Annotated in this window: 20 protein-coding genes and 1 other RNA gene; 13 read left to right on the plus strand and 8 right to left on the minus strand. The window is 62.1% G+C overall.

Annotation, left to right across the window (positions count from 1 at the left end; genetic code table 11):
- The first annotated feature begins 68 nt into the window (after nt 1–68).
- The 3 genes from ACIP02_RS17400 to ACIP02_RS17410 all read left to right on the plus strand — a co-directional run bounded on the left by ACIP02_RS17400 (nt 69) and on the right by ACIP02_RS17410 (nt 3,264).
- The gene (locus ACIP02_RS17400; RefSeq protein WP_400618344.1) at nt 69–689 is read left to right on the plus strand and encodes an MFS transporter; all 621 of its coding nucleotides are present in this window, start codon (nt 69–71) and stop codon (nt 687–689) included.
- On the plus strand, nt 646–1,413 hold the full coding sequence (locus ACIP02_RS17405; RefSeq protein WP_400618347.1) for an MFS transporter: 768 nt from the start codon (nt 646–648) through the stop codon (nt 1,411–1,413). The genes ACIP02_RS17400 and ACIP02_RS17405 overlap by 44 nt, the downstream gene beginning before the upstream one ends.
- A 459-nt stretch (nt 1,414–1,872) precedes the next feature.
- Nucleotides 1,873–3,264: an amino acid permease gene (locus ACIP02_RS17410; protein ID WP_400618350.1), complete on the plus strand. Its 1,392-nt coding sequence runs from the start codon at nt 1,873–1,875 to the stop codon at nt 3,262–3,264.
- 500 nt (nt 3,265–3,764) lie between these two features.
- On the opposite strand, the gene ACIP02_RS17415 is transcribed toward ACIP02_RS17410, so the two are convergent.
- Nucleotides 3,765–4,628, minus strand: a complete 864-nt coding sequence (locus tag ACIP02_RS17415; RefSeq protein WP_400618353.1) for a LysR family transcriptional regulator — start codon at nt 4,626–4,628, stop codon at nt 3,765–3,767.
- 226 nt (nt 4,629–4,854) lie between these two features.
- Between ACIP02_RS17415 and ACIP02_RS17420 the strand changes: the two genes are divergently transcribed.
- The 9 genes from ACIP02_RS17420 (at nt 4,855) to ACIP02_RS17460 (ending at nt 15,532) form a co-directional block, all read left to right on the plus strand.
- Complete coding sequence (locus tag ACIP02_RS17420; protein WP_400618356.1) at nt 4,855–6,396, plus strand: MFS transporter; 1,542 nt, start codon at nt 4,855–4,857, stop codon at nt 6,394–6,396.
- A 126-nt stretch (nt 6,397–6,522) separates the two neighbouring features.
- Entirely contained in the window at nt 6,523–7,374 is an 852-nt protein-coding gene (locus tag ACIP02_RS17425; RefSeq protein ID WP_400618359.1) for an STAS domain-containing protein, read from the plus strand.
- Between the two features lie 4 nt (nt 7,375–7,378).
- Nucleotides 7,379–7,741, plus strand: coding sequence for an STAS domain-containing protein (locus ACIP02_RS17430; RefSeq protein ID WP_400618362.1), 363 nt, complete (start codon nt 7,379–7,381; stop codon nt 7,739–7,741).
- Nucleotides 7,738–8,142: an anti-sigma regulatory factor gene (locus ACIP02_RS17435; protein ID WP_400618365.1), complete on the plus strand. Its 405-nt coding sequence runs from the start codon at nt 7,738–7,740 to the stop codon at nt 8,140–8,142. Before ACIP02_RS17430 ends, ACIP02_RS17435 begins: the two co-directional genes overlap by 4 nt.
- Nucleotides 8,133–9,152, plus strand: coding sequence for an ATP-binding protein (locus ACIP02_RS17440; protein ID WP_400618368.1), 1,020 nt, complete (start codon nt 8,133–8,135; stop codon nt 9,150–9,152). The genes ACIP02_RS17435 and ACIP02_RS17440 overlap by 10 nt, the downstream gene beginning before the upstream one ends.
- Nucleotides 9,145–9,993: a sensor histidine kinase gene (locus ACIP02_RS17445; RefSeq protein WP_400618371.1), complete on the plus strand. Its 849-nt coding sequence runs from the start codon at nt 9,145–9,147 to the stop codon at nt 9,991–9,993. The genes ACIP02_RS17440 and ACIP02_RS17445 overlap by 8 nt, the downstream gene beginning before the upstream one ends.
- Entirely contained in the window at nt 9,983–11,926 is a 1,944-nt protein-coding gene (locus ACIP02_RS17450) for a response regulator (RefSeq protein ID WP_400618374.1), read from the plus strand. The genes ACIP02_RS17445 and ACIP02_RS17450 overlap by 11 nt, the downstream gene beginning before the upstream one ends.
- Before the next feature lie 117 nt (nt 11,927–12,043).
- Nucleotides 12,044–13,018 carry a hypothetical protein gene (locus tag ACIP02_RS17455; RefSeq protein ID WP_400618377.1) on the plus strand — a complete coding sequence of 325 codons (975 nt, stop codon included), beginning with the start codon at nt 12,044–12,046 and terminating at the stop codon, nt 13,016–13,018.
- 120 nt (nt 13,019–13,138) lie between these two features.
- Nucleotides 13,139–15,532 (plus strand): TonB-dependent siderophore receptor, encoded by a 2,394-nt coding sequence (locus ACIP02_RS17460; protein WP_400618379.1) that lies wholly within the window; start codon nt 13,139–13,141, stop codon nt 15,530–15,532.
- 335 nt (nt 15,533–15,867) lie between these two features.
- Here ACIP02_RS17460 and ACIP02_RS17465 read toward each other — a convergent pair whose 3' ends face one another.
- The 7 genes from ACIP02_RS17465 to ACIP02_RS17495 all read right to left on the minus strand — a co-directional run bounded on the left by ACIP02_RS17465 (nt 15,868) and on the right by ACIP02_RS17495 (nt 23,628).
- Nucleotides 15,868–16,131: a DUF3077 domain-containing protein gene (locus ACIP02_RS17465; RefSeq protein WP_400618382.1), complete on the minus strand. Its 264-nt coding sequence runs from the start codon at nt 16,129–16,131 to the stop codon at nt 15,868–15,870.
- The gene (locus ACIP02_RS17470; RefSeq protein WP_400618385.1) at nt 16,128–16,412 is read right to left on the minus strand and encodes a hypothetical protein; all 285 of its coding nucleotides are present in this window, start codon (nt 16,410–16,412) and stop codon (nt 16,128–16,130) included. The genes ACIP02_RS17465 and ACIP02_RS17470 overlap by 4 nt, the downstream gene beginning before the upstream one ends.
- A 364-nt stretch (nt 16,413–16,776) precedes the next feature.
- Nucleotides 16,777–17,168: a transfer-messenger RNA gene (gene ssrA, locus ACIP02_RS17475) on the minus strand.
- A 99-nt stretch (nt 17,169–17,267) separates the two neighbouring features.
- A complete protein-coding gene (locus tag ACIP02_RS17480) occupies nt 17,268–17,558 on the minus strand; it encodes a hypothetical protein (protein ID WP_201205027.1) in 291 nt (96 codons plus the stop codon).
- Nucleotides 17,559–17,862: 304 nt separating this feature from the next.
- Nucleotides 17,863–20,673, minus strand: coding sequence for an FAD-binding and (Fe-S)-binding domain-containing protein (locus ACIP02_RS17485; protein ID WP_400618388.1), 2,811 nt, complete (start codon nt 20,671–20,673; stop codon nt 17,863–17,865).
- A gap of 75 nt (nt 20,674–20,748) precedes the next feature.
- Nucleotides 20,749–21,894: an FMN-dependent L-lactate dehydrogenase LldD gene (gene lldD, locus ACIP02_RS17490; RefSeq protein ID WP_400618391.1), complete on the minus strand. Its 1,146-nt coding sequence runs from the start codon at nt 21,892–21,894 to the stop codon at nt 20,749–20,751.
- A 63-nt stretch (nt 21,895–21,957) separates the two neighbouring features.
- The gene (locus ACIP02_RS17495; RefSeq protein ID WP_400618394.1) at nt 21,958–23,628 is read right to left on the minus strand and encodes a lactate permease LctP family transporter; all 1,671 of its coding nucleotides are present in this window, start codon (nt 23,626–23,628) and stop codon (nt 21,958–21,960) included.
- A gap of 256 nt (nt 23,629–23,884) precedes the next feature.
- Here ACIP02_RS17495 and ACIP02_RS17500 point away from each other — a divergent pair, with 256 nt between their 5' ends.
- On the plus strand, nt 23,885–24,652 hold the full coding sequence (locus ACIP02_RS17500; protein WP_201200044.1) for a GntR family transcriptional regulator: 768 nt from the start codon (nt 23,885–23,887) through the stop codon (nt 24,650–24,652).
- Nucleotides 24,653–24,672 lie beyond the last annotated feature (20 nt).

Raw genomic sequence — 24,672 nt, forward strand, 5'->3', positions numbered from 1 at the left:
CAAGCCCCAAGAGCTACACCTTCTCCGCACAAGAACAATCGCTTCCACCGAGAAGCAAGAGGGTCCACATGAACAGCAAATCCGCCGTCGCCGCACCGCAGGCTGTGGCCGGGATCGGTCGCCATCGCTTCCTGGTCCTGGCGCTGATCTTCGTCATTACCGTCATCAACTATGCCGACCGCGCCACCTTGTCGATCACCGGCACCGAGGTGCTCGCGGACCTTGGCCTGGACCCGGTCATGCTGGGCATGATCTTCTCCGCGTTCGCCTGGGCCTACGCCCTGGGCCAAGTGCCCGGTGGCTGGCTGCTCGACCGCTTCGGTGCCCGGCGTGTCTACGGCATCAGCCTGATCCTCTGGTCGCTGTTCACCCTGCTGCAAGGCACCGTGGGCTGGATGGGACTGGCCGGTGCGTCGGCAGCGGTGGCGCTGTTTTCCATGCGCTTCATGCTCGGCCTGGTGGAGTCGCCGGCTTTCCCGGCCAACTCGCGCATCGTCAGTTGCTGGTTCCCCACCCGCGAGCGCGGTACCGCCTCGGCACTGTTCAACTCGGCGCAGTATATGGCCGTGGTGGTGTTTGCCCCGCTGATGGCATGGATGACCCATGCGTTGAGCTGGGAGCAGGTGTTCGTCTGGATGGGGGGGGTTGGGGCTGTTGCTGAGCGTGGTGTGGTTCCGCCTGTACCATGAGCCGCACAGTGCTCCGGGGCTGAGCCGCGAAGAGCTGGCCTACATGCGTGAAGGCGGCGCCCTGGTTGACCTGGAAAAGGAACGCAAGAGCGCCAGAAGCAAACTGACCCGGGCGCAGTTGGCGCAGCTGTTCACCAGCCGCAACCTGTGGGCTGTGTACCTGGGCCAGTACTGCATTACCGCGCTGACCTACTTCTTCATCACCTGGTTCCCGATCTACCTGATCAAGGGCCGTGGCATGACCATCATGGAAGCTGGCTGGGTGGCCGCGTTGCCTGCAATTTGTGGCTTCACCGGTGGCATCCTTGGCGGCTTCGTGTCCGACTGGCTGATCCGCCGTGGCGTGCATCCGTCCAGGGCGCGCAAGACGCCGTTCATCATCGGCATGGCGCTGTCTACCAGCCTGGTGCTGGCCAACTATGTGGACGGCAACGCGGCGGTGATCGCCCTGATGACCCTGGCTTTCTTCGGCAAGGGCCTGGCGGCGGTGGGCTGGGCGGTGTTGTCGGATGTGGCACCGAAGACCATGGTTGGCCTGTGCGGTGGCGTGTTCAACGGCATCGGCAACATCGCCGGCATCGTTACTCCGCTGGTGATTGGTTATGTGGTGGCCAGCACCGGCTCGTTCCACAACGCACTCTGGTTCGTGGCCGCCCATGGCGTGCTGGGGATCCTCGCTTACCTGTTGCTGGCCCGACGCTTCGTGCGTACCGGGCAGGCGTAGGCAGACGCCTTGGCAACAGAGGCCCCGGGAAACCGGGGCTTTTTTGTGGGTGGCTGAAAATGGTTTTTGCCAGTGCTGGCCTCTTCGCGGGTAAACCCGCTCCTACGAACCTTGTAGGAGCGGGTTTACCCGCGAAGAGGCCGGCACAGGCGAAACACATCCAAATGAAAAACAAAAGCGCCAGATGGCCCGATGGCGTGATCGGACATGCCATTCGCGACATCTGCCGCGAATGGAATTGCCCTGTCGTGATCAAACAGTTCCGGGGCGTTCTCGTGTAATTACCCACAGCCATGCGGGGCTTAAATGAACCCCGAACCGCACCGGCACGTTGCTCTGTGATGCGCAGCAAAGATCAACAACAGAGCACCAGCAACCTGTCGACTTATTGATTTCAAAGGAGATATTTTCGCCTACGCCTGCCCCCATCCTTGTGTCAGCAAAAAGAGAACAACATCAATGAACACCGTGGGATCTGATGGCAACCTTGCACAAGGTTTCAAGCCACGTCATGTAACGATGCTGTCCATCGCCGGCATCATCGGCGCCGGACTTTTCGTAGGTTCGGGTCACGCCATCGCGGCGGCCGGGCCAGCAACCATAATTTCCTATTTCGTGGCCGGGACCCTGGTGGTACTGGTCATGCGCATGCTCGGCGAAATGGCCGTGGCGCACCCTGACACCGGATCGTTTTCCACCTACGCCGACCAGGCCATCGGCCGCTGGGCCGGGTACACCATCGGCTGGTTGTACTGGTGGTTCTGGGTGCTGGTGATCCCTATCGAAGCATTGGCCGCCGGGCATGTACTGAACGCCTGGTTCCCACAGGTGGACAGCTGGATCTTCGCCCTGGCCTCGGTGCTACTGCTGGCCTGCACCAACCTGTTCAGCGTGGCCAAGTACGGCGAGTTCGAATTCTGGTTCGCCATTCTCAAAGTCACCGCCATTCTCGGTTTCATCGGCCTGGGCTTTGCCGCGCTGATGGGCTGGCTGCCCAACCGTGAGGTCAGCGGCCTGAGCGGGCTGATCGCCGAATACGGCGGCTTTGCACCGAAGGGCTGGTCGGCAGTGGTTGGCGCGTTCATCACCGTCATGTTCAGCTTCATCGGTACCGAGGCGGTGACCATCGCCGCGTCCGAGTCCAGCGACCCGTCGCGCAACATTGCCAAAGCCACCCGCTCGGTGATCTGGCGCATCAGCACCTTCTACATCCTGTCGATCTTCGTGATCATCTCGGTGGTGCCGTGGAATGACCCACAGCTTGCCGTGGTGGGCTCGTACCAGCGCGCGCTGGAAATCATGAACATTCCCAATGCGGCGTTCATGGTCGACCTGGTGGTGCTGGTGGCGGTGACCAGTTGCATGAACTCGTCGATCTATATCGCTTCGCGGATGATGTACTCGCTGGCCAAGCGCGGTGACGCCCCGGCCTTCCTCAACAAGACCTCCAAGGTCGGCGTGCCGCGTGCGGCGGTGTTCGGCAGCACCCTGATCGGCGCAGCCATTGCTGTGCTCAACTACTTCGCGCCGAAGGGCGTGTTCGAGTTCCTGCTGGCCAGCTCCGGCGCCATCGCCTTGCTGGTGTACATGGTCATCGCTATTTCACAGCTGCGCATGCGCCGCCGCCTGGAGCGGGAGAACACCGAGCTGAAGTTCCGCATGTGGCTGTTCCCGTACCTGACCTGGGCGGTGATCATCTTCATTGCCGGGGCGTTGGCGGTGATGATGTACACGCCTGAGCACCGGGCGGAAGTGAGTTCGACACTGGGCCTGGCGATTGTAATTTCCTTCCTGGGCATCGTGACTTCGCGGGGCCATGCGCAACCGGTGGGGGCGCGTACGATGGGGTGATCGAGGTCACCTGGCGGTAGGGCAGAGGGCACCTTTGGATGGGTGCCCTTTGTTTTTCTGCTTTGAAAATGCGTCTGGGCTGAAAGGTGCTAGCCGCAAGATTTTTATCGTCTATGAGATCGAGCGCCGCCCGCGCGGCGCTTCGCGGCTAAAGCCGCTCCTACGTTTGTTTCGGGCGAGTCCATCCTGTGCCAGGCGCGCGCGACCGCCCTGTTTGTACGACGCGATATCTAGCCATGCGCCAAGGCGTTCGCGCGCAAATCCCACAGGAATAATTGGCCGGAAACAAATGTAGGAGCGGCTTTAGCCGCGAAGCGCCGCGCGGGCGGCGCTCGATTTGCGCACCAGCTAAAAGCTTAGGTCAGGCACCTTGTCGCCTTCACCCTGTCCCACGACAAGCACATCGCAGCCATAATCAGCGTTATCTAAAAAGTGTCAGCGCCGCTGGCACAATGTTCAATGGAGAAAAATCTCACCACCGGTGAGACAAATGTGACTGCTCAGTACTTGATCATCTCGATGTACCTCACCACCGCCGGCGCTTTCTCGAAGCGCCGGTAGATCAGGCTAAGCCACGAACTGGCCTGGCAGTCGACGATTCGCCGGTAGTTCACCTGCGGCAGGTTGATGCGCTGCACCACCGATTCCGGCACCACGGCGATGCCCTGGCCGAGTGATACCAGGGTAATCACCGCCACCAGGCTGCCGGGCTGCGGGCCCAGGCGCGGGACGAAGCCGCCTTGCGCCGCCACCTCCAGCGTGCCGGAGATCTGCTCGGGCAGGATGAAGGTTTGATTGGCCAGGCGCGAGGCCGGGATCTGCGGCACTTCGTTGATTCGCGAGCTGGCGGGCAGGGCGAGGACGAAGCCTTCCTGGTGCAGTGCAATGGCTTCCAGTTCGTCAGGCAGCTCCATTGGTGAGCGCACGTAGGCCAGGTCGAGCAGGCCATCGCGAACCATGCCGGGCAGTTCGGCCATGGGCAGTTCGCGGATGTTCAGGCGCACGCCGGGGCAGGTTGCGCTGTACTGGCTGACTTGCTGCTGGAGCATGCCCGAGTAGGCGGCGGAGGCAACGTAGCCCAGTTCGATTCGCCCGCTTTCACCCCGGGACGCGCGTTGCGCGCCCAGTTGCGCGGCGTCGAACTGGCGCACGGCCTGTTCTGCCTCGATCAGCAGCGCCTGGCCGGCGGCGGTGAGGTTGACCTCGCGCTGGTTGCGTTCGAACAGGCGCACACCCAGCTCGCGCTCCATGTCCTGAATCTGCCGGCTGAGGGTGGGCGGGGCGATGCCCAGTTGCTCGGCAGCCCGGGTGAAATGGCCGTGGCGGGCGACGCAGAGGAAGTAGCGGAAATGGCGGATTTCCATGGGTGTTACCTGCAGGGTAATGACGCAGGCCGCCAGGGCTAACAAGGCTTGCAGTTGGCGGGGTTATGGTGAAGCCAACACTACAAGGCTGGTGGCTTGGGGGCAAAGTTTGCCTGTGGAATTGCAGGGGACCGCTTTGCGGTCCATCGCCGGCAAGGCAGCCCCGGCGATCTTGCAGGAGAAAAGTACCCGTCGAGCCAACCAGCCGAGCTTCTGGAGCACCACCATGCCCTCTGCACGTTTCACCCTGCTCACCGCCTCGCTGGTCTGCGCCCTGATCATCCTCGACACCAACATTGTCGCGGTCAGCCTGCCCAGCATTGCCCGTGACCTGTCCGGCTCGTTCGCCGATATCGAATGGGTGGTCAGCGCCTACCTGCTGGCCTTTGCCGCTTGCCTGCTACCTGCCGGCAGCCTGGCCGACCGTTTCGGCCGGCGGCGCATGCTGTTGCTTGGCCTGGTGCTGTTCGGCCTCGCCTCGCTGGCCTGCGGTGCGGCCCCCAGCCTGCTGTACCTCGACCTGGCCAGGGCAGCCAAGGGCGTGGGCGCTGCCTTGCTGCTGACCTCGGCCCTGGCCGTGATCGGCAACCGTTTCCATCAGCCGCAGGAGCGCATGCATGCCTGGGCTTTCTGGGGCGCCTGCATGGGTGCCACCATCACCTTCGCGCCGCTGCTCGGCGGGGTGATAGCCAGCACCTTGGGCTGGCGCTGGATTTTCTACATCAATCTGCCGCTGGTGGCGCTGCTGGCAATCATGGTCATGCGCAGTGTCGAGGCGTCACGCGACAGTGCAGCGGCGCGGCTCGACCCTTGGGGCAGCCTGACGTTCGCCGGCAGCCTGGGCTACCTGATCTGGGCGATGATCGACGCCAACCAGGTGGGCTGGGGCAGCGCGCAAACCCTCGGTCGGCTGGTAATCAGCGCCTTCCTGTTCGGCCTGTTCGTCATGGTCGAGCGCAGCCAGGAGCGCCCCATGATCGACCTGCAACTGATGCGCAGCGGGCGTTTCGTGGGGGCCTTGCTGGGCATGTTCGCCTATGCCGCCTGCGCCCAGGTGATGATGACGTTGTTGCCGCTGTACTTGCAGAACGGCTTGCAACTGTCAGCCCTGGCCGCTGGGGCTGGTATGCTGCCGTTTGCCGTGGCCATGCTGCTGACACCGCGGGTGGGCATGCACCTGGCCACCCGCTTGAGCCCCGCGCAGGTGTTTGCGTTTGGCCTGGTGCTGGTGGGCGCGGGCAACCTGCTGTGTGCCTGGGCTACGCGCCATGGTGGCTATGGCGCCTTCGCGCTGGCCAGCCTGGTGCTGGGCGCTGGTGCGGGGTTGCTCAATGGCGACACGCAGAAAAACATCATGGCCTGTGTGCCGCGTGAGCGCACCGGCATGGCTTCGGGCCTGAGTACCACCACGCGGTTCGGCGCGATCGTACTGGCCATTGGTGTGCTTGGGGGCGTGCTGGCCACCCGCACTGAGCAATTGCTCTACGAAGCCATGGCCGCAGCAGCGCTTGGGGAGCTGGGCCAGATCGCGGCGATGGCCACTCGGGTCGCCGCCGGAGACTTAACGTCGGCATTGGCCCTGGTCGATCCCAGCCTGCGCGATGGGCTTGCGCCATTGGCTCGGCAGGCATTTGTCGGGGGATTCGAGGCGGTGTTGTACAGCGCCGGGGTAGCTGCGCTGGTCTTCGCCGTGCTTGTCGGCGTCCTGCTTTCTCGCCCGCCGGTGGTGCTGCGTGGCGCAGAGTACGCGCCAGGAGAGGCCGGATAAGCTAACGTGAGGTGGCCCATTGCAATTATCTTTCTCTCGCGCACAACTATTTCATCCGGCAAGTGTCACTCACAGCAGGCCGGCCATTAATGGGGACGCCGGCCTTCATCTCTGGAGCGAAGGCAAATGGCAACACTGCACGGCAGCACGTTGGAAGCAATCAAGGGCAACCAGGCGAAATTGCTGGGGGAGTGGCTTTCTGGCCTGGAAGCCAATGGCGCCACGCGCAACATCAAGGAACAGGTACTGGTGCAGGAAACAAGCGAGTTCCTGCAGCTGCTGATTGGCGGTTTGCAAAGCGAAAGCGGCAGCAATCTGGCCGTTCCGGGCTGGGAAGGCGTACGCCGGTTTCTGGAAAAACTCTCGTCGTCGCGCGCTCAGCTGGGCCATGACTCTCATCAGACCGTGTACTTCATCTTTGCGCTGAAGGGGCCTTTGTTCGGCTTGTTGCAGTCGCACTTCAATAATGAACCGGCGCGCCTGGCCGAGCAGTTGTGGGTCGTTTCCGAACTGCTCGACGGTATGGGTATGCACACCATCCGCACTTTCCAAAAGTCCCGCGAGGAGGTGATCAAGCGCCAGCAGGAGGAGTTGCTGGAGTTGTCCACCCCGGTGGTCAAACTGTGGGAAGGTGTGCTGGCGTTACCGCTAATCGGCACGCTGGACTCGCAACGCAGCCAGACCGTGATGGAGTCGCTGCTGCAACGCATCGTCGACACAGGCTCGGAAATTGCCATCATCGACATTACCGGCGTGCCCACCGTCGACACACTGGTCGCCCAGCACTTGCTGAAAACCGTCACCGCCATCCGCCTGATGGGGGCTGACTGCATCATCAGCGGTGTGCGCCCTCAAATCGCCCAGACCATCGTGCACCTGGGGCTGGACCTCGGCTCGCTGACCACCAAGGCCAACCTGGCAGACGCCCTCAAGCTTGCCCTCTCTCGCCTGGGCAGCGATATCAGCCAGCGGGTGTAAGCGTATGGAGCGTATTCCGATCCTGCAAATGGGTGAATTCCTGTTGGTGACCATCCAGGTGGACATGCACGACCAGCTGGCGTTGACCTTGCAAGAGGACCTGACCGAGCGCATCAGCCGCACCTCGGCGCGGGGCGTGCTGATCGATATTTCCGCACTGGACATGGTCGATTCCTTTATCGGCCGGATGATTGCGAGCATCTCTGGCCTGTCACGCATCATGGATGCCGAAACCATGGTGGTCGGCATGCAGCCGGCAGTGGCGATAACCTTGGTCGAACTTGGCCTTACCCTGCCGGGCGTGAGCACGGCACTCAATGTGGAGCGCGGCATGCAAGAGCTGCGTCAACGCGTGAAGCGAAAATGAATGTGCGCGAAAGCGGCAGCCAACCGGTACGCATTGAGCAGGATGTGGTGCTGGCGCGACAGTTGGCGCGCAAGTTGGCCGGCGAGTGCGGCATGCGCCTGGTGGACTTGACCAAGCTGGTGACGGCAGTCAGTGAACTGGCACGCAATACCGTGGTGTATGGCGGCGGTGGCGATATGGATTGGTCCGTTCTGGACGATGGCGCACGAACCGGGTTGCGCCTGCTGTTCCGCGACGAAGGGCCTGGCATACCCGACATCAAGCTGGCATTGACCGATGGCTGGACTTCGGGCAGCGGCCTGGGGCTAGGCCTGACCGGCGCGCGGCGCCTGGTTGACGAATTCGAACTGGACACCGCGCCTGGGCAGGGCACGCGTGTAACGATTACCCGATGGACCTGAGTATTTTCGCCAGCCAGACCCAGGTGATCGGCCTTGATGAGCAAAGCGATGTTGGCCATGCCCGCCGCACGGCATACAAGCTGGCCGAACAACACGGCTTTGACGAGGAATACGCCGGGCGTGTTGCGCTGCTGGCTACTGAGCTGTGCAGTAATGTCATCAAGCATGCGGGCCGCGGTGAGCTGCACTTGCGGGTACTGCCGCGTAACGGGGGCGGCTACATCATCGAGTTGCTGACCGTGGACCGTGCGCAGGGCTTCGATGCCCCGACGTGTCTGGCTGATGGCTATTCGACATCCGGCACGCAAGGTATCGGCATGGGCGCCTTGGCGCGTATGGCGCAGGTGTTCGATGTCTACGCCGATTCGCGTGGCGCCGTAGTGTTGGCGCGGCTGTATGAGCCGGGCGCGGGCGCAGCGGATCTGCGGGTGGGCATTAGCCAGCACGCGCTGTATGGCGACCCTGCCTGTGGTGATACCTGGCACCTGGCGATCAATGGCCAGCATATCAGTGCGATTGTGATCGACGGCCTGGGCCACGGCGCCGATGCCGAGGTGGCCGCACGCGCGGGGGCGGCGGCATTTGCTGAAGCACCATTCGCCGACCCCGTGCAACTGTTGCATGCCATGCACCAGGCGATGCTCGGCAGCCGTGGTGGGGCGGCAGCGCTGGCGCAGTATGACGGCGCCAATGACTACCTGGCTTTTATCGGCGTTGGCAACATCGGCGCCAGCCTTATCGCCGGTAGCCAGGCGCGTGGCCTGGCGTCGTTGCCCGGCATCGTCGGCGGGCAATTCAGAAAGGCCCAGGTCTTTGACTACGCTCAAGCAAATGGAAAGTTGTTGATCATGTACAGCGATGGCCTGCAATCGCGTTGGAACCTTCAGGATTACCCAGGCCTGGTGCATCGTCACCCAGCCGTGATCGCCGCCGTGTTGCACCGCGACTTCTGTCGTGGTCGCGATGATGTGACCGTACTCGTTGTAGATTTGGAGGCCGCACATGCCTGATACCCAGCTGATTGCCAGGCTCCAGGCCGAAAACGAGGCCTTGCGCGCCGAGCTCGAGGAAACCAATCAGGGCGTGCTCGCCTTGTACGCCGAGCTGGACATCCAGGCCGAGCAACTGCGCCAGGCTTCGGACTTGAAAAGCCGCTTCCTGTCCTACATGAGCCATGAGTTCCGCACGCCGCTCGGTTCGATCCTGAGCATCACCGGCCTGCTCACCGACGAACTCGACGGCCCGCTGTCGCAAGAGCAGCACCGCCAGGTCACGTTCATCAGCACTGCTTCCCGCGAGCTGTCCGACATGGTCGATGACCTGCTCGACCTGGCCAAGATCGAAGCCGGGCGCATTACCATTTCGCCGGCCTGGTTCGACATGTTCGACCTGTTCGCGGCATTGCGCGGTATGTTCCGCCCTATTGTGGACGCCACTGCGGTAGATCTGATTTTCGAAGAGCCGGTCGGGCTGCCGCGTCTGTACACCGATGACAAGAAGCTTGCGCAAATTCTGCGAAACTTTATTGCCAATGCGCTGAAGTTCACCACCCGTGGCGAAGTGCGCGTTTCAGCCCAGTTGCAGGGCAACGACATGATCCGCTTTGCTGTCAGCGATACCGGTATCGGCATTGCGCAGGAGCTGTTGGGCACTTTGTTCGAGGACTTTGCCCAAGTTGATTCGCCCCTGCAGAAACGCCTGCGCGGCACCGGTCTGGGCCTGTCGCTGTGCAAGCGCTTCGCGAGCCTTTTGGGTGGCGAAGTGGGCGTGCACAGTGAGCCAGGGGTTGGTTCTTCCTTCTTCGTGATCATTCCGCTGGCTCTTGCCCAGGAGAGCGTCGATGAAACCTGATGTGCGCCTGCTGATCGTCGACGACAACGTCGCAACCCGCTATGCCCTGCGGCGGCGCCTTGCGGTGCACGGTTACGACGTGATGGAGGCGGGCACAGGCGGCGAGGGGCTGGCACTGATCCGCGATCAGCAGGTGGACGCACTGATTCTGGATGTGAACCTGCCGGACATGAGCGGTTTCGATATCGTCAGGCTGTTGCGCGAGGACGCGCGCACTGCGTTGCTGCCTGTCATTCACGTGTCAGCGGCGTCGATCCTGAGCGACGATATCATCACCGGCCTGAACGCTGGCGCTGATGCCTACCTGGTCCATCCCGTCGACCCGGATGTGTTGCTCGCTACCCTGCGTACCTTGCTGCGCGTTCGTGATGCCGAGCGCGCGCTGCGTCAGAGCGAGGCGCGCTTCCGTGAGATCTTCAGTAGCGTATCGGCCCCGATCGCCGTGCTCGATGCGCAATTGAAGGTGCATGAATGCAACCAGGCGTTCAGCAATCTGAGCCAGGACAACCGCGACCCTGCGCAGCTTCGTGAGTGTTTTGCCGACGGGCAGGAGGCGGCCCTGAATGCGCTGCGCCGGCACCTGTTGGCAGGCGAACGCTGGAAAGGCACGCTGAGCATGCAACTGCGTGGACACTTGCGCGAAACCGAATGGCAGCTGTCGCCCTACCAGGCGCCAGGGCTGTGCCTGGTGTTCATCGAAGATGTCACTGAACACCGCCACCGCGAGCGTTCGCACCTGGCCCGCCTGGATGTTGCCACCAGCCAGCTGGCTCGAGAAGTGGCTGAACGCGAGCGTACCGAGGCGCAGCTGCTGCAGCTGCAGAAAATGGACGCCTTGGGCAGCCTTACGGGCGGTATCGCTCACGATTTCAACAATCTGCTCACCGGCATCATCACCAGCCTGGAGCTGATCCGCAAGCGCGTGGCGCAAAACCGTACCGAGATGGTGCCCAAGTACACCGAAGCAGCGCTTAGTTCCGCCACCAGCGCTGCGTCTCTTACCCACCGCCTGCTTGCCTTTGCCCGCCAACAACCGCTAGACACCCGCCCAGTGGACGTCAACCGGCACGTCCGTTCGCTTGAAGATTTACTGACGCGCACCATTGGCGAGCGCGTTCAGCTGACCTTGGACTTGTCCACAGACCCCGCCATTGCCCTGGTTGACCCTGTGCAACTGGAAAGTGCCGTGCTCAATCTGGTTATCAACGCCCGCGATGCGCTGCCCAAGGGCGGGCAAATATGGGTCAACACCGCCGCTACCTGGTCCCACGGCAACCCCAATTTGCTGGATGGCCCTTATATCGCCGTGTGCGTGCGGGACAATGGCAGCGGCATCCAGCCCGAGCTGCTGGAGAAGGTGTTCGACCCGTTTTTCACTACCAAGCCTGTGGGGCAAGGCACCGGCCTGGGGTTGTCGACCATCTACGGGTTCGCCCGACAGTCGCGTGGGCACGTGTTATTGAGTAGCGTGGTCGGTCAAGGGACCGAAGTGACGTTGATGCTGCCCGCCAGTGCCGAGGCGGCCATGCCCGTGCACCGCGAAAGCGGCCAGGCTGTGCAGGGCAATGGCGAGCATGTGCTGGTGGTTGAAGACATGACCTCCGTGCGCCTTTCTGTAGCCGAGGCGCTGACCGATGCAGGTTATCGCTGCACCCTGGCCGCTACCACAGACGAAGCGCTGGCTTTGTTGCAGACCGACCCGAGCCTGGACATGATGTTGACGGACGTTGGCTTGCCGACACTGAGCGGGCGCGAGCTGGCCGACCTGGCGAGGGGGTACCGGCCGGAACTGCCGGTGGTGTTCATGACCGGGTACGCGGATGCGGCAGTCGACCGTCAGGCCTTTCTGGGGGAGGGTATGGATATGTTGTTAAAACCCTTTCAGTTGGCGGAGTTGCTTGGAAAAGTGCGACAGGCGTTGGACAAGGGTTGAGGTTTTTGCACGGGGTTGACGAATGGATAATATTGCCAGCCCCCCAGTTAAAACGGCATCGCTAAAATGATGTTTTTTTAATTTCAGTTTATGTTGTTCAAGAAAATGGAGTTTCAGGTGCACGATCAGTCCAAAACCAATGGCGCATCCCGGCAAGCTATCGAACTACCGAATGGCGTATTCCCGCCGATGCCTGGATATACGCACGAAGATCTACTGGTAGTTGTCAATGAACCCGTCGAAGCTTTCCTTGAGTCGCTGGGAGTCGACCCCGGTTTCATTCGCGAAACCAGCATCGCGCTGGTCAGCCGCTTGTGGGCCGACCTGCAGCGGATGGGCATCGAGTACCAGATTTCGACCTGGTACCAGACGCCGTACGCGGACCCGGCTACGCGCGCGCGCAACGTCAGCAACATGGCGTTGGATGTGGGCAACTTTGCCAAGCGGTCGGCGTACCAATCGTTAGAGGGCTCGCCACTGTTGAATGCGGGGGACGATGTCGTGGCAGCGTTCACCGACAAAGCCGCGTGGGGCATACATGACCATATCGTCAAGCTGAATGATGAAGCGCTCATGAACCCTGCAGACTTAATGGGCAAGAAGGCGGAACGGGTGCGCGATGGGTACTCGGATGAAGTGCCGAATACACCCTTTGAACTTACCCCAAACGTGTTGCCTCCGCTGGCAGGTTATGCCGTCGACGATTTAGTTGTGGTTGGCTCAGGGCCCATTGAAGCGCTGCTTCAAAGCCACAATATCGAAAGCGATCAGACGCGCAACAGCCTGGTCGAGTTGAAGAAGTATTTGGCGAAAGGTTTCAACAGTAGCGCGGTCGAGTGTTTGATCCCCTTCCATTATCTGCAGCCGTTAGATGACGCCGCCCTGCGTGCGAGCAACATCGCCGAGTTGGCTCAAGATGCCGGTGGGGTCGCGGCGAAGGCAGCAGACGACTTTTTGCGCAGTTCACCCTTGCTGGGGCAGGGCGAAGCGTTCTGCATCGAGTTTTACCAATGCGTGGGCTTTGCAATCAGGGACCACATTCTTCAACTGAACGGTACCCGTGCCGAGGCGGGCTCAGCGCCGTTGCATTGATGGCGATGGCTGAGTACGCACAACTGATTGAAAAATAAATGAGGTGTTTTCTCATTCTCGTTCGGCTTGTAGGGAAGGCCGGAATACAGGCCAGCCGCCGACCCTCTACGGAGCGAGAAAATGAGTTCGACACCGGTTCCACAGCGCCATCCCCTGAATCGTGCCTTGCACGCGGCGATTCTGGGTTTGGTTGTCAGCAGCTACGCATTGCCGTCGCTTGCGCAACCCTTGGGCGCTGATCGCAATAATCAGCTGCAGCAGTGGAACATCCCGGGTGGTCCGTTGGCGCCCGCTCTGGATCGCTTTGCCCGCCAGGCGGGTATCAGCCTGTCCTTCGATGCACAGAGCGTAGCCAACCGCAACACGGCGGGTGTGCAGGGCACGTTGGGGGCCACGGCTGCACTCTCGTCATTGTTGCAGGGGACCGAGCTTCAGGCTGAGCAGCAAGGCCCGAGTGCGTACCTGGTAGTGCCGCAGCCAAAGCCAGCCGGCCCGCTGGAGCTGGGCGCGACCGAGGACTATCGGCTGGCGCCGGTCATTATCAATGCCAAGGTCAAAGCCAGTGCCGACGATGACACGAACTCGGTGGTTGCCAAGGAACTGTGGGTCGGTGGCAAGGTAGCGACCAGCATCCTCAACACGCCAGCTTCTGTGTCTGTGGTTACCAACAAGGAAATGCAGCAGCGTAGCGTCAGCACTACGGAAGAGGCGCTGCAATATACCCCGGGTGTGGTCAGCGACTTCTACGGCTCGGATGACCGTAACGACTACTTTCAGATCCGCGGCTTCCAGGCCACCACTTACCGGGACGGCCTGACCTTGAGCTCGATGCGCGGTGTGCGCGAAGACCCGTATGCCTACGAGCGCATCGAGATTTTGCGTGGCGCCAACTCCACCCTGTTCGGCCCGGCAGACCCGGGTGGCTCGGTGAACTTCGTGACCAAGCAGCCACGCTTCGAAAAGTTCGGGCAAGGCTATGTGACCTATGGCTCCTATGATCATGCCGAGACCGGTATCGATGTGGGCGACGCGCTGAACGATGAGCAAACCCTGGCCGGCCGCTTCACGGCCAAGATGCAGAACAGCGACCGCGAGTACGATCACTCGCAGGACGACAACCGCTTCGTAATGGGTGGCCTGACCTGGGCACCCACCGATTTCACCTCGGCCACGGTGATCCTGGATTACCTGAAGACCAACAGCTCGCCAAACAGCGGTGGCTACCCGCTGGACAAGGAATACGACCGAGAAGATTTCTACGGTGAGCCCGGCTACAACTTTCACGATGTCGAGCGCACCAGCCTCAGCGGCAACATCACCCACGACTTCGACAACGGCTTTACGCTGCGCGGCAACCTGCGCTACAGCGAGCTGAGCGATGACTTTGGCTATGTCTACCTGAGCGACAGCGCTTCGCGGGTGGGCACCACCATCCCGCGCTACGTGTTCGGCACCGACAGCGATGCCGACCAGCTCAACGGCAACCTGATGCTGCAGTACGATGCCCAGTTCGAGCACATCGACAGCAGTACCCTGGTGGGTGTGGAGTATCTCGACTCGACCACCCGGCAAAGTTCGGTGTACAGCACGGCACCTTCCATCGACATCGCCAACCCGGTATTCACGGGTGTTCCCGGTGGTGTTACGCCGTATACCCGCAAGAAAAACGACGCCACCACCAAGGCCGTGTTCCTGCAGCAGAACCTGTCCTTCTATGACCGCCTGATCGCAACCGCGGGTGTGCGTAATGATTCTATGGACCTGTCCAGCACGGAGTACGTTGGCGGGGTAAACAAGCAAAGCGACAACTTCTCTGAAACCTCGTACCGTGGCGCGCTGACCTACATCGTCAACGATGAAGTCTCTACTTACGTGAGCATGGTGGAGTCGGTTTCGCCGCCGCAGGTAGGCGTCACCCCGCAGACCGGCAGGCAGTACGAAGTGGGCGTGAAGTACTCGCCCATGGGCATGGATGCGCTGTTTTCTGCCGCCGTTTATGACCTGACCCAGGAAAACGTCACCATTGCCGTCGTGCTGCCGAGTGGCATCATCGAACAGCAGACGGTGGGCGAGTCGCGAGCCCGCGGCCTGGACCTGGAAGCCAAGGCGCAAGTCACGCAAAACCTGAGCCTGATCGGTGCCTATTCCTACATGGAGACTGAAGTGCTGCGCGGTGCGCTGTATGACGGCACTTCACTCAAGGGCAAGGAATTCACCGTGGCACCGAAGCATACGGCGTCGCTGTGGAGCTATTACGACATCCCTGATACCGACGTGAGCGTTGGTCTGGGTGCGCGTTACGTAGGCGGTTATTACATGGATGCCGCCAACACCAAGAAAAGCGACGGCACTACGCTGTTCGACGCAGCGCTGAACTACAAGATTGCCAAGGGCACTGACCTGGCGCTGAATGTCAGCAACCTGTTTGACGAGCAGCATGTGGTGGGGTCGGGGACGGCGAACTACTACAACCCGGGGCGTGAGGTTACGGCCAAGTTGAGTTACAGCTGGTAAGGCGGGTGCGGGATGGCACGGGCTGCGCCCGTGTTCGCGGCTAAAGCCGCTCCTACACGGATCCCACAATGCCTGAGGGATGCGCCCTACCTGTGGGAGCGGGCATGCCCGCGAACACCGACGCAGCCGGTGCCAGCCATTGCGTCGCTTGTGTCACGGCGGTCCGACGCCTCGACATACCCGCTCCCACTGGGGCTGTGCTGGTCGAGTTCACGCGGTCCCTGTAGGAGCGGCTTTAGCCGCGAACACCGGCGTAGCCGGTGCCATCCACCGAGTGGCTTGCTTCGCGGGCACGCCCGCTCCCACAGGTTTCCGCAAAATCCAGCGCTGTTGCTTCAGCGCATCATGCCCAGTTCGGCATCATCCAGTAGCGCTTTGCCCAAGGCGCACAGGTAGTGCGCTGCCCAGATCAGCTTCGGTTTTTCTTCCATCAGGCCGTCGATGGTCAGGTCCCGCGCATAGCCCATCAATTCTGACGCCTGTTCACGGGCGTTCTGGCAGGGGATACCAGCCTCGATGCGGAACAGTGGGTGGGTCTGGTTTTCACCTTGAAAGAAGATGGTTTTACCGACAGTGCATTGGGTGTCTTCAGTTGTCATTGAGCAATCTCCCTGGTGTTGTTGGCGCCTGGGCTGGCCCTGTCGCCGGCAAGCCGGGCTCCCACAGGTTCAGCATGTGCCAGCGCTGATTCGAGCAATCGCCGCAAGGTTTCAAGCTCGTGCATCGAGGCCATGATCAACACCGAGGCGGGCGACCTGGGCTGCATCAGCATCGCCTGCTGGGCTACGGCTTCTGCACAGAGTGCGTAGTCCGAGGCCAACATGATGGTGTCTTCCAGGGAGTGGAGTGGTAGGGGTGGATCAGGGACTATCTTCAACATGATTGCTTCCGTTTTCAGGGCCGTCAGCATCTGCTGTCAAACAGAGGGTGGCAGCTGTACGCGGGTTGACAGACCGGCGGAAACAACAAGTTCCGGCGCACGCAAGCGTGCCCGCACGTACAGCCGCCATAACGACGAGCCGTTTTGTTGTTTACCGTCGCGACCTGTCAAAGTCGTGCCGTTGATGATCAACGACCCACCGAGCCTAAAACCCTGAAATAGTGACCGCAACGGAAAACAGGCGCTGAGAGTATCTTTGGGAAACGTCCTACACGGAAGGGGCTAAATCTGATTTCAAGCCTCGCTTCCGGCAAATTTCAGACACAAAAAAAAAGACGCCCAAGGGCGTCTTCTTTTTTGGATTTGGTGGAGCCGGGGGGATTTGAACCCCCGTCCGCCAGTACTCCGCTGTCGGTACTACATGCTTAGCCGTGTCTACTGAGTTAATCCGCAGCCGCCCGACGGGCAGGGTGCTTTGGACGAGTTGGGTAAGTTTTAGTCGCTTTGCCCCCAACGTGCTACACGACGATCCTGTTCTGTATGACAATCATTTCGGGTTTACAGGCATCCCCTGATGATTGCTGGAGCCGAAGCTACCAGGAGAGCGGGCTCAGCTGCTTACGCAGCGAGAGCGTAACCCTCGTAGTTTTCGTCATTGGCAACTATAGAAAGTTGCAACAGTGGATTTACGAGTTCTGTTACCAACTCGGCATGCACCTAGAGTTTCGCTACCGGCGTCGAATCCTAATCGGCCCCACACTAGCTCTTGGCTAACGCACCTTACGGCACGTGAGGTGGAGTATACGCCATTGTGCGGGCGACGTCGACAGCCGGTCCTGTCGCCCGCACTTTGGCTCATGCGCCGCCGCTGCCGGTACCACTGCCTTTCTCGGTTTTTTCCAGGCGCTCCAGCACTTTGCTGGTGATGGCGATGCATTCCTTGGTGTCGCCCGAGGCCTGGGCGGCCTTGGCTTTGTCGACGTGCTCGGTGATGGCTTTGTCCAGGCCTTCGGAGGTGGCGCCGGCGGTGGCCATGCTGTTGTCGATCTTCTGCAGGTTGATGGTGCACAGGTCTTCAGCGGCGAACACCGGCGAAGCCAGCAGGGTAGCGGCCGCGAACAGGGCCGAAAGCGCGGTACCTTTCATGGGAGTCTCCTCTGGGGCCTCGGGAAGGTGGGCCTGTAGGGTGGACTTTGGGGAAATGGCGGGGGTTCAATCGGGATGGTGGCGGGGGGGATGGCACCGGCGTTGCCGGTGTTCGCGGCTGAAGCCGCTCCTACAGGGATCGCGGTTGGCCCAGGCTTGCGCTGTACCTGTGTAGGAGCGGCCTTGTGTCGCGATCGGGCTGCGAAGCAGCCCCTGGAGTCAGCAAGGGGGCGTAAATCGTGGGGCCGCTTCGCGGCCCGATCGCGACACAAGGCCGCTCCTACAAAGGTGAATGTAAGTGCCTTTAGATGCTACGCGGCCGGGTAACGCGGTCAACCAGGTACACCAGGCCGTGGTAGTCGATGCCGCTGTGGCTCGACAGGCCAATTTCGCAGGTGCGGCTGGTGGAGATGCCTTCGCTGCAGTACTGCACGGCGTCTTTCAGGCTGCGCAGCGAGTGGGCATTCAGCTCGGGCGTGGTGAAACCCTTGTCACCGGCAAAGCCGCAGCAATGAATGCCTTCCGGGATCACCACCTGCTTGCTGCAACGCCGCGCCAGGTCGATCAGGGCCTGGCTTTCACCCAGGTGCTGGGTGCTGCAGGTTACGTGCACGGCCACAGGTTCGTCCTGGGGGGTGAACTCCAGGCGCTCGACCAGGTGCGTGCGGATGAAGCGCACTGGGTCGTACAGGTCCAGCCGGCTTTCACCCAGGTCCTGCACCAGGCGCAGGGTGCAGGGGCTGGTGTCGCAATAGATCGGGTCGAGGCCGCCGCGGCTGGCGTGCAGCAGGGCGTTGATCAGTTCCTGGCGCTTGTGTTCGGCCTGCTCGGGGTAGCCCTTGGAGGCGAATGGCTGGCCGCAGCACAGGCTGTCGGCGTTTTCGGGGAACACCACCTGGTAGCCGGCCTTTTCCAGCAAGGCGCGGGTCTTGTCCAGCAGCGAGCTTTGCTCGCGGTCGGCAAAGGATGGGCCCATTACGCGCGAGACGCAGGCGGCCAGGTACACCACGCGGGGGCGGGCGTCGTTGCTGGCCGGGCTGAAGTCCAGTGGGCGCAGGGGTTGCGGCATGGCCGGTGTCCACTGTGGCAGGCGGCCTTTGCTGGCTTTGCTCAGCGAGGCGCTCAGGCGACTCAGGCGCGGGGCACCGAGCAGCTTGCGTGCGCCGTTGGCGGCGGTCAGGGTCAGGCGGGCGCCACCCAGAACGGTGTGGAAATGGTCGGCCAGCCAGTGGGCGGCCTTGCCGTGGTCGGCGGCCTGGCTGCGCAGTTTCTTCACCAGCTCGCCGGTGTTGATGCCGACCGGGCAGCGCTGCGCGCACAGGCCGGTGGCGGCGCAGGTGTCGATGCCCTGGTACTGGTAGGTTTGCATCAGTTGGCGGGTGTCGATGCCGGCGCGCTGCTTGGCCTGGATGTCCCGCCACATGACGATGCGCTGGCGCGGGCTGAGGGTGAGGCCTTTGGACGGGCACACCGGTTCGCAGAAGCCGCACTCGATGCACTTGTCGACGATCTCGTCGGCAGCCGGCAGCGGCTTGAGGTTTTTCAAGTGGATATCCGGGTCTTCACTCAGCACCACGTCGGGGTTTAGGATGCCGTTGGGGTCGAGCAGGCGCTTGAGCTTCCACATCAGCTGGTAGGCGTCCTGGCCCCATTCCAGCTCGACGAACGGCGCCATGTTGCGCCCGGTGCCGTGCTCGGCCTTCAGCGAACCGCCAAACTCCACGGCCACCAGTTGTGCCACGTCGTCCATGAATGCCTGATAACGGGCAACTTCCTCGGCACTGTTGAAGCCTTGGGTAAAGACGAAGTGCAGGTTGCCTTCCAGCGCGTGGCCGAAAATGATCGCTTCGTCGTAGCGGTGCTTGTCGAACAGCTGGATCAGGCGGTTGACGCCCTCGGCCAGTTGCTCGACGGGGAACGTCACGTCTTCGATGATGACCGTGGTGCCGGTCTGGCGCACGGCGCCAACGGCGGGGAAGGTGTCCTTGCGGATTTTCCACAGCTGGTTGTACACCGCCGGGTCTTCGCTGAAGTCGACCTGCTGTTCCAGCGGGAAGTCGGCGATCGAGGCCATTACCTGCTGCAGTTGCTCGTGCAGCAGGCTCTGGCTGGCGGCACGCGATTCGATCAGCAGGGCGCAGGCGTTGTCCGACAGGCCTTTTACCCATAGCGGCATGCCGGGCATGTTCTGCACCGAGCGCAGGCTGCGGCGGTCGAGCAGTTCCACGGCGGACACCGGCTGGCGCTTGAGTACAGTGACTGCACGGCAACAGCTTTCAACGCTGGGGAACACCAGCAGGGCGCTGGCCTTGTGCGGGTGATCGGGCACGGTGTCGTAGGTGACGGCACTGATGAAACCCAGGGTGCCTTCGGAACCGACCAGCAAGTGCTGCAGGATATCCAGTGGCTGGTCGTAGTCCACCAGTGCGTTCAGCGACAGGCCGGTGGTGTTCTTCAACCGGTACTTGTGGCGGATGCGCTCCGCCAATGCAGAGTTGGCGCGGGTTTCGCGTCCCAGGCGGGCGAGGGCTTTCAGCAGCTCGGCATGGCTGGCTTCAAAGGCGGCCACGCTGGCCGGGTCTTCGCTGTCCAGGCGGGTGCCGTCGGCCAGCACCAGGCGCAGGCCGGCCAGGGTGTGGTAGGTGTTCTGTGCAGTGCCGCAGCACATGCCGCTGGCGTTGTTGGCGACAATGCCGCCAATCTTGCAGGCGTTGATCGAGGCCGGGTCGGGGCCGATCTTGCGGCCGAACGGGGCCAGCCAGGCATTGGCCTGGGCGCCGATAACACCGGGTTGCAGGCGGATCTGCTCGCCCTGGCCACGAATTTCGCGGCCGTTCCAGTTATCACCCAGTACGATCAGCACCGAGTCGCTGATGGCCTGGCCGGACAGGCTGGTGCCGGCGGCGCGGAAGGTGACCGGCACCCGCTCGCGTTGGGCCAGCTTGATCAGGCCGACCACTTCGTCCTCGGACTCGACACGCACCACCAGCTTGGGGATCAGCCGATAGAAGCTGGCGTCGGTACCGAAGGCCAGGGTGGAGGTGGGGTCGTCGAAACGGCGTTCGGCGGGGATCAGGCGCTCGGCATCACGCAGGAATGCGGCGGGCAGGCTCATGCAGTCTCCTCGCGGGGCTGTGGCGTCTGTGCGCCACATGCCCCGGGTCAATCAGGCGGTCGTTGTTGCAGGCGGTCAGGCGCCCAGTTCGCGTACCAGCGAGTCGCGGGTGATCTCGCTGATCGACTTGGCGCCGGTCAGCACCATGGCCACGCGCATTTCCTTTTCGAACAGCTCCAGCAGGTTCTTCACCCCGGCTTCGCCATGCACGGCCAAGGCCCAGAGGAAGGCGCGGCCGATCAGCACGGTGTCGGCGCCCATGGCGATCATGCGCACTACGTCGAGGCCGCTGCGGATGCCGGAGTCGGCGAGAATCTTCAGGTCGCCTTTGACCGCATCGGCGATGGCCGGCAAGGCACGGGCGCTGGACAGCACGCCGTCGAGCTGGCGGCCTCCGTGGTTGGACACGACGATGCCGTCGGCACCGAACTTGACCGCATCGCGGGCGTCATCGGCATCGAGAATGCCTTTGATGATCATCGGGCCGTCCCAGTAGTCGCGGATCCACTCCAGGTCTTTCCACGAGATGGACGGGTCGAAGTTGTTACCCAGCCAGCCGATGTAGTCGGCAAGGCCGGTGGGGTTGCCACGGTATTTGGAGATGTTGCCCAGGTCATGCGGGCGACCCATCACGCCGACATCCCACGCCCATTCTGGGTGAGTCATGGCTTGCAATACACGGCGCATTGGCCCGTTCTTGCCGCTCATGCCGGAGTGTGCGTCGCGGTAGCGGGCGCCGGGCACCGGCATGTCGACCGTGAACACCAGAGTCTTAACCCCGGCTGCCCTGGCCCGCTCAAGGGCGTTGCGCATGAAACCGCGGTCCTTGAGCACGTACAGCTGGAACCACATCGGCCGGTCGATGGCCGGGGCCACTTCTTCGATCGGGCACACCGACACCGTCGACAGGGTGAACGGGATGCCATGCGCCGCCGCCGCACGCGCCGCCTGCACTTCGCCACGGCGGGCGTACATGCCGGTGAGGCCGACCGGGGCCAGGGCCACGGGCATGCTCAGGGTCTCGTCGAACAGCTTGGTCTCAAGGCTGAGCTCGGACATGTTCTTCAGCACGCGCTGGCGCAGGGCAATGCTGGCCAGGTCGGAGACGTTGTGGCGCAGCGTATGCTCGGCGTAGGCGCCGCCGTCGGCATAGTGGAACAGGAAGGGAGGCAGCTTGCGTTGGGCCGCGGCGCGATAGTCGGTAGAGGCAGAAATGATCATGGATTCTCGCAGCGTTGCTTGTGGGGAATGCCGGGCGCGCGATGGCGCCCGGCCCCTTTCACTTTAGTGATGAACCAGCATGCCGGTCAGCCAGTAAGCCTGGATCAGGGTGATCAGGCCGACGATGGTGGCGAAGAACAGGCTGTGCTTGACGGTGAAGCGGAACAGGTCGGATTCCTTGCCGACCAGGCCGGTGGCGGCGCAGGCCACGGCAATCGACTGCGGCGAGATCATCTTGCCGGTTACGCCGCCGCTGGTATTGGCCGCTACCAGCAGGGTGTCGTTGACCCCAATCTGGTGTGCAGTGGTGGCCTGCAGCGAGCTGAACAGGGCGTTGGACGAGGTGTCCGAGCCGGTCAGGAACACGCCCAGCCAGCCGAGGAATGGCGAGAAGAACGGGAACGCCGCGCCGGTGCCGGCCAGCACCAGGGCCATGGTCGAAGACATGCCCGAGTAGTTGGTGACGAAGGCAAAGGCCAGCACCATGCCGATCGACAGGATTGGCCAGCGCAGTTCCCAGAAGGTTTCTTTGAAAGTGGTCAGACCAGTTTTGAAGTTGATCTTCAGCACGGCCATGGAGATCAACGCAGAGAGGAAGATCGCGGTGCCGGTGGCGGAGATCGGGTCGAGCTTGAACACGGCTGGCATGGCGGTTGGCGCGGCAACGATCGGTGCGGTCTTGATTACCAGCTGGTCGAGGTGCGGGATGGCGAAGTTGAACACGAAATTGTACATCGCGCCGCCCGGTGCGAAGGCCGCCTTGAACGGCTTTAGGGTCCAGATGGTGACCAGCACGGTAAGGATCAGGAACGGCGACCAAGCCTTGAAAATCTCACCGAAGCTGTACGGGCTCGGCTGGCTGCCACTTGGCTGTACCACGGCGGCGCCTACGCTGCCTTTGGCTTCGGCGAACGAGCGCTTGGGCTGCCAGACTTTCAGGAACAGGGTCAGGCAGATCAGGCTGGCCAGCGCCGAGGTGATGTCGGGCAGTTCCGGGCCGATGAAGTTCGAGGTGAAGTACTGGGTAACGGCAAAGCTCAGGCCGGCGACCAGGGCGGCAGGCCAGGTTTCCTTCACGCCGCGCAGGCCGTCCATCATGAACACTAGCCAGAATGGCACGAACAGCGACAGCAGCGGCAGTTGGCGGCCGGTCATGGCGCCGATGTGGAAGGCGTCGATACCGGTGACCTGGCCGGCCACGATGATCGGGATGCCGAGGGCGCCAAAGGCCACGGGGGCAGTGTTGGCGATCAGGCACAGGCCGGCGGCGTACAGCGGGTTGAAGCCCAGGCCCACCAGCAGCGCGGCAGTGATTGCCACCGGTGCGCCGAAGCCAGCTGCGCCTTCCAGGAAGGCACCGAAGCAGAAGCCGATCAGCAATACCTGTAGGCGCTGGTCGTCGGTAATCGACAGCACCGAGCTGCGGATCACTTCGAACTGGCCGCTCTTGACCGTAAGTTTGTACAGGAACACCGCGGCGACGATGATCCAGGCAATTGGCCAGAGGCCGTAGAGGAAGCCGTATCCCGCAGCGGCGAAGGCCATGTCGACAGGCATCTGGAAGGCGAAGATTGCCACCAGGATCGACAGTGCCAGGGTGATGCTGCCGGCCACGTGGCCCTTGAGGCGGAACACGGCCAAGGCCAGGAAGAAGAACACAATGGGAATGACCGCCGCCAGTGCGGACAGGCCAAGACTACCAAGCGGGCTATAGAGTTGTTGCCAGGTTTGCATATGGGGTGGCCCCTAATTGTTGTTGGTCAGGCACTGGCATTGGATAATTGGTAAGACCAATTTACAATGGCTGGTCGCTAGGTTAAAAGCGCTGTCGTGGGTGTGTCAATTTGTCCTGTGCAAAACTTTGGTCGCGTACCGATGAGCGGGCGCCTGATGCGCCGGGAAAATCGCGGTGTGATGGGTGTTTGCGCGGCCTGGATCGGCGAGAATAGGCGCCCCCTGAAATTTGCCGGGGGTTTGTGGAGAGCATGTGATGGTTTTTGATCAGGTCCGCCAACGGCGCCTGTCCGACGACATTGTCGATCGGTTGGAAGCGATGATTCTGGAAGGCACGCTGACTTCGGGGCAGCGGCTGCCGGCCGAACGCGCGCTTGCCGAACAGTTTGGCGTGTCCCGCCCGTCACTGCGTGAGGCGATCCAGAAGCTGGTGGCCAAGGGGCTGTTGGTCAGCCGCCAGGGTGGCGGCAACTTTGTCGCCGAATCACTGGGGTCGACTTTCAGCGACCCGCTGCTGCAGTTGCTTGAACACAGCGCTGAGGCGCAACGCGACCTGCTTGAGTTCCGCCATACCCTGGAGGCGTCCTGCGCCTATTACGCGGCCCAGCGTGCCACCGAGCCGGATCGTGCGCGGTTGAAGGCGGCATTCGATGTGCTGCAAGACTGCTATGCCAGGGTCGATGAAGTGACGCGGGCGGAGGAGGGCGCGGCCGATGCGCGCTTCCACCTGGCGATTGCCGAGGCCAGCCATAATGCGGTGTTGCTGCACACCATCCGCGGTTTGTTCGACTTGCTGAAGCGCAATGTGGTGACCAACATTGGTGGCATGTACCAGCAGCGCACCGAAACCCGGGACATGCTGATCAGCCAGCACCGGGAGCTGTACCTGGCGATTGTCGAAGGCAGGGCGGAGGATGCGCGGGAGGTGTCCAGCCGGCACATCCTGTATGTGCAGGAGGTACTGGAAGAGGCGCATCACGAGGCGCAGCGGGTGGCGCGGGCAGAGCGGCGCAGCGGGCGCTGAAAACACGCTATTCATGCTGA

This window comes from Pseudomonas sp. NPDC089408, assembly GCF_044749445.1.
Taxonomy (GTDB): Bacteria; Pseudomonadota; Gammaproteobacteria; order Pseudomonadales; family Pseudomonadaceae; genus Aquipseudomonas.